This window comes from Flavobacterium sandaracinum (assembly GCF_004349135.1).
GTDB classification, from domain to species: domain Bacteria; phylum Bacteroidota; class Bacteroidia; order Flavobacteriales; family Flavobacteriaceae; genus Flavobacterium; species Flavobacterium sandaracinum.
Window position 1 is genome coordinate 12,734 of record NZ_SMFN01000002.1, and the last position, 12,132, is coordinate 24,865.

Annotated in this window: 6 protein-coding genes; all 6 read left to right on the forward strand. The window is 34.6% G+C overall.

Translation table 11 applies throughout. The features are described from left to right. Positions 1-84: 84 nt before the first annotated feature. On the forward strand, positions 85-1,155 hold the full coding sequence (gene corA / locus E0F91_RS01930; protein WP_132064686.1) for a magnesium/cobalt transporter CorA: 1,071 nt from the start codon (positions 85-87) through the stop codon (positions 1,153-1,155). A gap of 51 nt (positions 1,156-1,206) precedes the next feature. Further along, positions 1,207-3,300: a phosphate acetyltransferase gene (gene pta, locus E0F91_RS01935; protein WP_132064687.1), complete on the forward strand. Its 2,094-nt coding sequence runs from the start codon at positions 1,207-1,209 to the stop codon at positions 3,298-3,300. Between the two features lie 75 nt (positions 3,301-3,375). After that, positions 3,376-4,575 carry an acetate/propionate family kinase gene (locus E0F91_RS01940; RefSeq protein ID WP_132064688.1) on the forward strand — a complete coding sequence of 400 codons (1,200 nt, stop codon included), beginning with the start codon at positions 3,376-3,378 and terminating at the stop codon, positions 4,573-4,575. Between the two features lie 97 nt (positions 4,576-4,672). Continuing rightward, positions 4,673-7,417 (forward strand): LuxR C-terminal-related transcriptional regulator, encoded by a 2,745-nt coding sequence (locus tag E0F91_RS01945; protein ID WP_132064689.1) that lies wholly within the window; start codon positions 4,673-4,675, stop codon positions 7,415-7,417. Positions 7,418-7,659: 242 nt separating this feature from the next. Continuing rightward, positions 7,660-10,671 carry a SusC/RagA family TonB-linked outer membrane protein gene (locus E0F91_RS01950; protein ID WP_132064690.1) on the forward strand — a complete coding sequence of 1,004 codons (3,012 nt, stop codon included), beginning with the start codon at positions 7,660-7,662 and terminating at the stop codon, positions 10,669-10,671. Between the two features lie 4 nt (positions 10,672-10,675). Then, positions 10,676-12,130 carry a RagB/SusD family nutrient uptake outer membrane protein gene (locus E0F91_RS01955; RefSeq protein WP_132064691.1) on the forward strand — a complete coding sequence of 485 codons (1,455 nt, stop codon included), beginning with the start codon at positions 10,676-10,678 and terminating at the stop codon, positions 12,128-12,130. Positions 12,131-12,132: the final 2 nt, after the last annotated feature.

Below are 12,132 nucleotides of genomic sequence, written 5' to 3' on the forward strand. Positions count from 1 at the left end.
TCTTGGATGTAATAGCTTCAAAGTAGATACGCATCCCTACATTTGAAAAAGATTTTTGTAATATTACTTCATAAATCAGTTGGAATGAGAAAAATCAAATACAAAAAAGGAAGGAAATTGCAACCGTATAATCTAGAGTATACTGGAATTCATAAAACTAAGGATTCAGAGATGCAATTATTCGTTTATGATGATTTGGACTTGTCAGAATATGAAGATTTTAAAGTGGCTAACCTAGAAAAATATATAGACCATCAAAAAACAAATTGGATTAATATTCATGGATTAAATAATGTAGAGTGGTTAAAATCGATAGGGAATTATTTTAAAATCGATAATTTCATGTTAGCCGATATTATGAATACGGTACGAAGAACAAAATTGGAAGAGTCACACGAATTTTTATTCTTCAATATCAAATCTATATTACCCTCGGAAAACTCCGATAATATTAGTGTGGAGCAAATCAGTTTTTTGATAAAAGAAGGAGTTTTAATTTCTTTTCAGGAAAAAAGAAGTGATTTTTTCACCCACATTAGGGAGCGAATTCGCACCCATTCGGGCTTAGTTAGAGAAAAGAAAGCGGATTATTTATTGTATGTACTTCTAGATGCTGTCATGGAAAATTTTTACATTACGTTAGAAAATGAAGAGGATAAGCTAGAGGAGTTAATCAATTTAAGCAAGGAGAGCCCAGATCCCATAATATTAGAGCGGATTGAGAAGCATAGGGATAATTTTAATTTCTTGAAGCGTTCAATTATTCCTCTTCGAGATTCTTTATACGACATCAAAAGTATTAAAGATGACAATGTTTTTAATGCGATGGAAATTGATACTTTTAGTTTTTTTGCTCGATTGCATCAAAAGAGTTTAGAACTTTTAGAGCAAATAGAATCAGATATGGGTTCCTTGGAGAGTGCTTCTAATTTCTATTTCTCGGCACAAACGCATAAGATGAATGAGATTATGAAAACCTTGACCATTGTTTCTGCCATTTTTATTCCGCTTACTTTTATAGTGGGAGTTTATGGAATGAATTTTGAATACATGCCAGAACTCAAGCGGCATTATGGTTATCATACGGTCATGGGTGCTATGTTTTTAATAGTAGTTGGAATGATTATTTATTTTAAAAAACGCCGTTGGTTTTAATAGCGATCATTCAAAACATTCAATTTTTGGAATTAAATAAAAAATAAAAAAATGAACAAGGCCATTTATATAGCGACAAGCGAACAAAATAGCGGTAAGTCGATCATCACACTAGGACTAATGAGCATGCTCATTGGTAAAACTGCCAAAGTGGGTTATTTTAGACCAATTATTGAAGATATCGAAGAAGGAGGATTTGACAATCACATTGAGACGGTGATTGGCCATTTTGGTTTGGATATCGCATTTGAAGATGCTTTTGCTATTACAAAAAGTAAGTTAATCAAGAAAAAAAATAAAGGAAAAATAGGAGAGGTTCTTGATTTGATTATTGAAAAATATAAAAAACTAGAGGAACGATTTGACTTTGTTTTGGTCGAAGGAACTGGCTTCAGCGGAGAAGGAACCGTGATCGAATTGGACATGAATGTGCTGATTGCAAAAAATTTGGGAATACCAACTATTATTGTTGGATCTGGAGTAGGTAAAACCTTAGAGGAACTCTTGGACAGTTTGTATCTTGCGTACGACTCTTTTAAAGTGAAAGATGTAGAGGTTCTGGCCGTAATTGCCAATAAAGTGCAGCATGAAAATATAGACATAGTCACTACTGGCCTACGAAAAAGTTTGCCTGAAAGCGTGTTGGTAAATGCGATTCCTTTGATCCACAATTTGAATAATCCAACAGTTCAAGAAATTGTTAAGGAGCTGGATGCAAAAGTACTTTTTGGCGAAGCCCACTTAAACAATCAAACAGGAAATTTTAGTGTCGGTGCGATGCAGTTGCGAAATTATTTACTGCACTTAAAAGAAAACAGTCTGGTAATTACTCCGGGCGATAGAGCCGATATAATTTTGGGAGCTTTACAAGCAAATGAGTCGGCTAATTATCCTACTATTTCTGGGATCGTTTTAACAGGGAATATTTTGCCGGAGATCAGTATTTTAAAATTGATAGAAGGTCTTTCGACGGTTGTTCCTATTATTGCAGTGGAAGAAGGGACCTATTACATTACCAATAAAATAGGTTCTATCAAATCTAAAATTTATGCAAACAACAAGCAGAAGATTGAAATTTCGATTACTACTTTCGAAAAATATGTGGACTTAGACAACTTAGCTGAAAAATTAATCACTTTTGAAGCAGAAGGAATGACACCAAAAATGTTCCAATATAATTTGGTAAAAAGAGCGAGACAGCATAGAAAACATATTGTGTTGCCAGAAGGCAATGACGACAGAATCATAATGGCAGCTTCCCGTTTATTAGAAATGGACGTAGTCGATATTTCTATCATTGGAAATAAAAAACAAATAGAAAGTAAGGTAGCAGAGTTGGGATTATTTTTTGACTTTTCCAAAGTAGAAATCATCAATCCCATAGCATCCGAGCATTATGACGATTATGTAAATACGTATTATGAGTTGCGAAAAGCCAAAAATGTAACCTTGGGAATGGCGAAAGATTTAATGGAAGATGTTTCGTATTTTGGAACCATGATGGTGTACAAAGGGCATGCAGACGGAATGGTTTCCGGTGCGGCACATACCACGCAACACACCATTTTACCAGCGTTGCAATTCATTAAAACGAAACCCAATTCCTCTGTGGTTTCTTCTATATTTTTCATGTGTTTAGAGGATCGAGTTTCTGTTTTTGGGGATTGTGCCATTAATCCAAATCCTACTGCGGAGCAATTGGCTGAAATCGCTATTTCCTCAGCAGATTCTAGTTTGGCTTTTGGAATTGAACCAAAAATTGCCATGCTTTCGTATTCATCTGGCTCTTCAGGAAAAGGCGATGAAGTAGACAAAGTACGAACAGCAACTGAAATAGTGCGGAAAAAACGCCCCGATTTAAAAATTGAAGGTCCTATTCAGTATGATGCAGCAGTTGATATGGCCGTTGGAAAAAGTAAATTACCCAATTCAGAAGTGGCAGGGCAAGCCAGTGTTTTGATTTTTCCCGATCTGAATACAGGAAATAATACCTATAAAGCGGTACAAAGAGAAACAGGTGCGCTGGCAATTGGTCCAATGTTGCAAGGATTGAACAAACCGGTAAACGATTTGAGCCGCGGTTGTACGGTTGATGATATTATAAATACAGTCGTGATTACGGCGATTCAAGCACAGGGATTGTAAAGAGGCATAAGGTTCTAAGTGACTAAGGGCCTTAGTGGCTTTGGACCTTAGAACCGTAAAAAAATTAAAAAATAAATGAAAATAGTAATTATAAACTCAGGCAGTTCTTCTATAAAATACCAGTTAATCAGTATGCCGGCAAACGAAGTGATTTGTTCAGGGATGATTGACCGAATAGGATTGGAAACTTCGAATTTAACGTATGTAACGGATACGACTAAATTAGAAGAAAACATGCCTATTGCAAACCATAAAATTGGATTAGAAAAAATTGCCCAACTCTTACTGGATGAAACAGTTGGAGTGATTACAAGCACCGCAGAAATTGATGCCGTTGGACATCGTGTCGTTCATGGAGGAAGTGCATTTTCTAATACGGTAATTATTACTGCTGCAGTCAAGGATAAAATTAGACAGCTTTTTGAATTAGCTCCTTTACACAATCCTGCAAATTTAGAAGGGATAAATGTGGCTGAAGGCATTTTTAGTTCAGCACAACAAGTGGCTGTTTTTGATACGGCATTTCACCAAACGATTCCTGTTGTGGCGCACAAATATGCGATACCCAATTACCTTTTGACAGAAAATAAAATACGCGTGTATGGTTTTCACGGAACGAGTCACAAATATGTTTCGGAAAATGCGATTCAGTATTTAAAGCAAAATTCTTTAAATAAAGGGTCTAGAATTATTACGATCCATTTAGGAAATGGTTGCAGTATGACCGCGATAAAAGATGGAAAAAGCATCGATCATACGTTGGGTTTTGGTCCAATGAACGGATTGATTATGGGAACCCGAAGCGGAGATGTAGATCAATCTGTGATTTTTTACTTGGTCAATACATTAGGGTACTCGCTTGAAGCCGTGAATACGATGTTGCAAAAACAGAGCGGAATGCTGGGACTTACCGGCTACAGCGATTTAAGAGACATAGAAGCCAATGCGGAAAATGGAAATGCCGATTGTCAGTTGGCTTTGGCCATGAATGCCTACCGAATAAAGAAATATATAGGTTCCTACACCGCAGTTTTAAATGGATTAGATGCTATTATTTTTACGGCTGGTATTGGAGAAAATTCCTCTTATATCCGGAAATTAGTGTGTACGGATATGGACTATTTCGGAATAAAATTGGATGCATCCAAAAATGAAATTCGCTCGAAAGAAATTCGAGAAATCAATACCGAGGATTCTAAAACTAAAATATTAGTTATTCCTACCAATGAAGAAATCGAAATTGCCAATCAGGTTTTTGAATTGCTAACGACTTAATAAATGCAATAGTACTAAAATAGCTTCTCTAACCAGAAGCTTTTTTTGGCTCTATATTTAATAAATCTGATTATATTTGGACATAAAATACCCTATTTTGAAAGTAAAAATTGCCCTCTTCTTCCTCTTATATTTCACTTCTTTGCCCTTTTATTCGCAAGAGTTGCTACCGTTTGTTGAAAATTACAACAAATCAAATTATCAAGGTGATAATCAGATCTGGAGTGTAGCACAAGGGAATGATAGCGCAATGTACTTTGCTAATAATTATTACTTACTGCGGTATGATGGGGTAAAATGGGAGAAATATAGTTTGCCAAACAAAACCATAATTCGTTCCGTAATGGTCGATGGTGATCGTATTTATACAGGTTCGTATAAAGAATTTGGCTATTGGACCCGAAAAAAAGGAAAGATGCTCTATGTTTCTATTTCTGATAAAACAAAGGTTTTTGACGATAGTGATAATGAAGAAATTTGGAAGATATTTAAATTCAAAGGTAAAATTTACTTTCAATCGTTTAACGGACTTTTTTTGTATGATGGAAAAGTAATACAGAAAAATAAATTCCCTTTTCTGGTTTCGTATTGTTTTGTGGTAGACAATCAATTATTAGTCGCTTCAGTAGAAAAAGGAATTCATAGAATGAATGGTGCCGCATTTGAAAAAATTCCAGGATGGTCCATCTTAGAAAATAACGTAATTCATGCTATTGAAAAATTCCAAAATAAAATCTATTTTTTCACCAAAAAAAATGGTGTTTATGTAGCAGAAAACGGAGTTATTAAACCTTGGAATAGTACTTTAAATCCAATTTTGAAAGCAGCTAACATCAATGTTGCTGCGTTTATTAAAAATAATAAATTAGTCATAGGAACGGCTAATAAAGGGGTTTATATTTTTGATTTAAACACGAATTCATATCAAAATATCAATCGGAATAATGTCTTGATGAACAACTCCATTTTGAGTATTGGTTTAGACAAAGAGAATGACTTATGGTTGGGATTAGACAATGGAATTGCTCATATTGAGGTTAATTCTCCTATTTCTATCTTTTACGATAATTCAGGTATTTTAGGATCGGTTTATTCCGTTGCAAGTACGTCAAAAGGCTATTTGATGGCTTCTAACCATGGGATTTTTAAATATGAAGACAAGCAACTTTCCTTAATACCGGATACGCAAGGACAAGCTTGGAATATCAGCAAATTAAATGATAAATACTTGATAGGTCATAATGAAGGGACTTTTCTTTACGATAATGGCGTGCTTTCCAAATTAAGTACTATAAATGGAGGGTGGAATGTAACCAAAAGCAGCATTAATAATTCGTATTTGCAAGCAACTTACAGCGGCGTATTTATTTATAATGATGCGAATAATTTGAATCAAAATATAGTAATAAAGGGAATTTTAAAACCGATAAAATACGTTGCTCAAAACCGAAAAAATGAAATATGGGCTGCGGATAATAATAGAGGTTTGTATCGAATTCTTTATAATGATGCGTACGAAACAACTGCTTTAAATAATGTAACGCAAAGCAGCAAAATTAAGAATGATTTTGGGGTGAAAATATTTGAGTTTAGAAATGAGATTCTGTTTTTAATCAATAAGTTATGGTACACTTATAATTCCATCACTAATCAATTAGAGGAAAATGAATTGTTTAATGCAAACTTTAAAAATGTATCAAACATCGTATCCATTGATGAAAATCACTTTCTACTACTACAAGAAGGGCTTTTATATACTATTTATGCTAACGGGAATAAATTTGTTCGCAACATTATCCAAGAGAAATATTATAGAGGTAAAATTATCAATGACAATTTAAAAGTATTTAAATACAAGAACAATTATTTGTTAAATCTGGATGATGGTTTTATTTCGCTGCAATTAAAAGAGGTTAATAAGAGTGATTCTAAAATTCGGATTGAAGCTTTTGTGAACGACGTTTTGGTTCCAAACAAATCTAAAATCCCTTATAATTCTGAATTACAGTTGCATGTATTGTCTGGTGTTTTTGGAGCAGCAAGACCTCATTTATTTTATAAAATAAGCGGAACAAAAGAATTTATTCCTGTAAGCGAAGGATTGATTGTTTTAAATAATTTAAATAGTGGCTCTGCAGAGATTAGCGTTTATCTTCATGATGGACTTAATTATGACTTGCTTTCTAATTTCCAATTTATTGTGGCCAAGCCTTGGTATTTTTCGCTTTGGATGATTGCATTGTATCTAATTGTTATCGGTTTGATTTTGTACCTGTATTACAAATGGAATAAAATGCGATATGTTCAAAAGTTAGCATTGCGAGATGAAGAATTAAAGCATCAAAAGAAAATTCTCGAAATGGAATTAAAGGCTGATAACGAATTGAATATTCAGGAATATGAGAAACATATTTTAGAATTAGAATTGCAATCCAAATCCTCAGAAGTAGCAGGAAAGTCACTATCAATTGCAAAGCAAAGTGAAATGATAGAGAATATTCAAGGAATTTTAGATTCGGATATGGATTTCAATAAATTGAAAAGTGAAATTAAAAAAGTCATTAAAATTAATGCTGTCAATAAACATGAATGGGAAACATTTGAAACAAATTTGAACCAAATTCATAATGAATTCATCATTCATCTTTCTAAAAAATATCCGGCTCTCACTTCAAAGGATATTAAGCTTTGCATTTACTTAAAAATGAATCTTTCATCTAAAGAAATTGCACCCATGATGAATATATCTTTCAGAGGAGTGGAGTTGCATCGCTATCGTTTGCGTAAGAAATTGAACCTTACTCAAGAAGAAAATCTTTCTAAATTTTTATTAACGATATAAAAGACGCGTTATTTTTATTGATACGTTATTAAATAACCTCTTTTGTTGTGAAATCCTAGTACATCATTACTACATCATACAGTAATGACACGGCACACTTGTGTGGTCGTTAGCTCCCATAAAACATTGATTTATTGTCTTATTTTACAATTTTGATGTAATTATGTAGTATTTTCATTTAACTAACTATAACGTTGTAATTATCTACTTTGGCTGTAATTAATTTAACAAATTATTGATATATGAGAAATATTATTTTTAGCTTTTTAGCACTCCTGTTGCTTCCAGCCTACATGTCTGGTCAAGTAATTAAGGGAAAAGTAGTGGATAAGGAAGGCTTAGGAATTCCTGGAGCAATTATTATTGCAACTGAATCTAAAACTTCTGCTGATACTGATTTTGATGGTAATTTTAATATCAATGCCAAAATCGGTGAGGTATTAAAAATAAGTATGCTTGGTTTCGAAGCTATTTCTATTACCGCAGCAGACGGGGTAATGAATATAACATTAAGCGATTCAAAAGATACTGAATTGAAAGAGGTCATTATTATTGGGTATGGTAGCCGGAAAAAAATTGACAACACATCTGCCATAACCTCTTTGCGAGCTGAGGAAGTATCTAAAATGAAAGTTTTAAACGCTTCGCAAGCAATACAGGGTAAGGCTGCAGGTGTACAAGTTATTTCCTCTGATTTACCAGGTGCCGCGCCTTCAGTTATTATAAGGGGATTAGGAACTGCTCTAGGAGGCAGAACGCCACTTTATATTGTTGATGGGATGCCTACAGAAAACATCAATAATATAAACACAAATGATATCACTGCGTATGAAATTCTGAAGGATGCGTCCTCTTTAGCCATTTATGGAACTAGAGCAGCTAACGGTGTTATTATTATTACAACTAAGCAAGGACGAGGTAATAAAATTGCAGTAGAAATTGAAACATTTGCCGGTTTTAGAGCACCTTTACGAACGGTAAAAATGGCTGGAAGTAATAAGTATTCTCATTATTCTAACGCTGCTTTACAAACCACTACTTTTTCGCAGGATCAACCTGTAAACACCGATTGGTTTGATGCCATTACAAGAACAGGAACCTATGCGCAAAACAACATTTCGGTATCAGGATCTTCAGAAACTGTGAAATACTTTTTTAGTGTAGGTAATTATGAGGAAAAGGCAGTTTTGAATGGCTTAGATTTTAGTCGAACTACTTTTAGAACGAATAACGAATTTAAGATATCTAAGAAATTGACCGTAAGCCAAAATCTAAGTTTTGGTTCCTCTAATTCGACACCTAAACCTCTGGATGCTTTTACAAACGCTTACAAACAATCTCCAATCATTCCAGTTCGTTTCCCAAATGGGGAATACGGTGTTCCTTTTGTAGGAGGTGACGGATTTGCTGGTGTTGCTGGTTCTTCATTTAACAATGTTGGTAATCCTGTTGCTCAACTGGATTACTTTAACGAACAACAGCGCAGCATCACGTTGCAAGGTGGTTTGAAATTAGATTACGATATCTTAGATTCTTTGAAGTTCACGTCGCAGTTTAACGGCGAATATTACTCATGGAAAAATTATAATTTTGAGGATAGCAAAAGGATTTTTGAGACAAATAACAATCCAGGTCGATTGAGTTCCATTGTATATCCAGCCGATAGAAACATAAATGTCTTGACTAAAGGGAGAAATCAGTATTTCAATTGGAACTTATCAAATTATTTGACATACAATAAAGTATTTGCGTCGGTTCATGATATTGAAATTACCGCAGGTACTGAAACTTCTGTGAGAGGTCCGCGCGAAGAATTGCGAGTTGTAAGAAGGAATGTGAATGAAAATTCAAACTATTGGTCACTAGCTGGAGTTGATTATGGAGCGACAGTCTTAAATTTTAACGATGCGGTTTTTAATGAAAGTAGATTATTATCATATTTCGGTCGTTTTCAATATAAATTGATGGATAAATATTTAGTAACAGGTACGTTGAGACGAGATGGATCTTCAAATTTTGGGAAAGATTTTCGATGGGGAACTTTTCCAGCTTTGGGCTTGGGATGGATTATTACAAAGGAGAATTTTATGGCTGATGTTAAATCAGTAAACTTACTAAAATTGAGAGGTAGTTGGGGTAAGTTAGGCAATCAAAATGTTCCTTTAAACAATCAGGCCTATAGCGTAGCAGGACTTACTTCATATTTAGGTGGTTCCATTTTATTAGATGGTACAACCGTAAACTCACAAATCGATCCTAGTTTATCATGGGAAGTTACTGAAGAAGCTTCTATAGGTTTAGATTTTGAGTTATTAAATAGTAGACTAAAAGGGTCTTTTGACGTCTATGACAAAACAACAAATAATGTAATTTTGAATACTAGGCCTTTGATAACATCTGGCATTAGTAGTGCATCGCCAGCGCATGTGGGCGAAGTATCTAACAGAGGTTATGAAGCAGCGCTGAGATGGGATGATCAAATTAACGATAATTTAAGTTACTGGGTAGGAGGAAATTTTTCCAGTAATAAAAATGAACTAACAGGATTAATCAACGCTACTCTTGCACCAGTTATAGGGGGAGATTTAGCTAATGGACAGTTCACTAAAATCTTAGATAATACTTCAGTTGGTCAACCATTAGGCAGTTTTTTTATGTATGAATATGCAGGTTTTGATCCTTCTACTGGTGAAAAGCTGTACTTAAACGCTGCTGGAAATGCTGTTACTCAAGATGTGTTAAATGCTAACACCGATAAAAAGTATGTAGGCTCTATTTTACCAACTTCAAATTATGGTGTTACTCTTGGTGTCATTTACAAAAACATTGATTTCTCTGTAGATGGTTATGGTACTGCTGGAGCAAAAGTGTATAACGGTAAAAAAGCGCAACGATTTACAGGAGAAAATGTTGAAGATTCGTTAGCAACTAATTTTTGGACAGCTAACAACACAACGGCTGCAAATCCTGCTCCTTTCAACCAAGTACCCGTAGCATCTACTTTTTATTTAGAATCAGGTGACTTTTTTAGAGTCAACAATATTTCACTGGGTTATAAAATTCCATTAGAAGGAATGTTTATCAATGCATGTAGAATATACGTTAATGCTATAAATCCTTTTATCACGCAAAGATTTTCAGGTTTCTCACCAGAGTTAAATGGTGATGGGAACCCTTATGGAAGTCAAGGGATTGAATTAAATGCCTATCCGGCATTGCGATCAATAGTTGTAGGAGCTAATTTAAAATTTTAATAAGATGAAAAAGATATATTTATCAATAGTTGTGCTATCCATAGTTTTTTTCTCTGGATGTTCAGATGAATTTTTAGATGTGGATCAAACAGAGTCCATATCAACTCAAGATGTTGAATTGTTCAATAATGATGCAGGTGCAGCCACGTTTGTTACTGCAATTTATAGTAAGTTTCTAGATTTTAACATGTCATCGTTTTCATGGAATGGAGTTTCAAGTATTGCCTCAGATGATGCCGATAAAGGTTCATCCCCAGGGGATACAGGCTCAGATAAAGATGTTATGGATGCATTGACTTATAACCCTTCTTCCTTATCAATTACTGAAATTTTTTCGGCTAATTATGAAGGCATAAATAGATGCAATCAAGCTTTGAATGTAATTCCTCAACTAGATAAAGCCGATGCTACATTGCGAGCTAGATTAATGGGTGAAGCAAAGTTCTTGAGAGCTTTTATGTATTTTACATTAGTAAAAACTTATGGTGGAGTGCCTATTATAGATCGCTTACCCAATCCTTCATCCCAGGAAGATAGAGTTATGCAGCTAACACGCAAATCAAAAGAGGAAGTATATGCCTTTATAGAAAAAGATTTGAATGATGCCATTGAAGTACTTTTTGAAAAGTCGCAATACTCCAGCAGTGAAAGAGGTAGAGCCTCAAAAGGAGCTGCTTATGCTTTATTAGCAAAAGTGAATCTGTACCAAAAAAATTGGCAAAAAGTGGTTGATAATTGTAATCTCGTTACTGGCTATTCTATAGTTCCTGACTATGCATCTATGTTTAGATTAGCTGGTGAAAATGGGCCAGAATCTATTTTTGAAATTCAAGGTGTAGGATCTATACCTATTAAAGGAATTCAAAACTACTCTGTGAGCCAAGGGGCACGTGGTGCAGGTGGCTGGGGTTGGGGTTTTAATACTCCATCTGAAAGTTTGCTAAATGCTTACGAAGTAGGCGATGTTAGAAAAAATGCTACAATTATTTTTGCGGGAACTACTTTGTATGATGGACGTGTTGTGCCAACTACCGTTGAAAATCCAAGATACAATTACAAAGCGTACTCTTCGGCAATTCCTGATGCTGATCAATCAGATACAAATATTAGGTATTTGCGATATGCTGAAGTTTTATTAATGAAAGCAGAGGCGTTAAATGAGTTAAATCAAACTTCAGTTGCAATCCCTTTATTAAACCAAATTAGATTAAGAGCAGGGTTAGGTAATACAACTGCCGTTTCACAAGCCGATGTGAGAATAGCAATATGGAAAGAGAGACGAGTTGAATTGGCCTTTGAACACGATCGCTTTTTTGATGTCGTGAGAACTGGTCAAGCAGTGGCTGCATTTGCCATTCATGGAAAAACATTTGTAGCAGGGAAGCATGAAGTATTTCCATTGCCTCAACTGTTCATTAATGAAACGGCTGGATTATCGTCACAAAACCCAGGGTATTAATT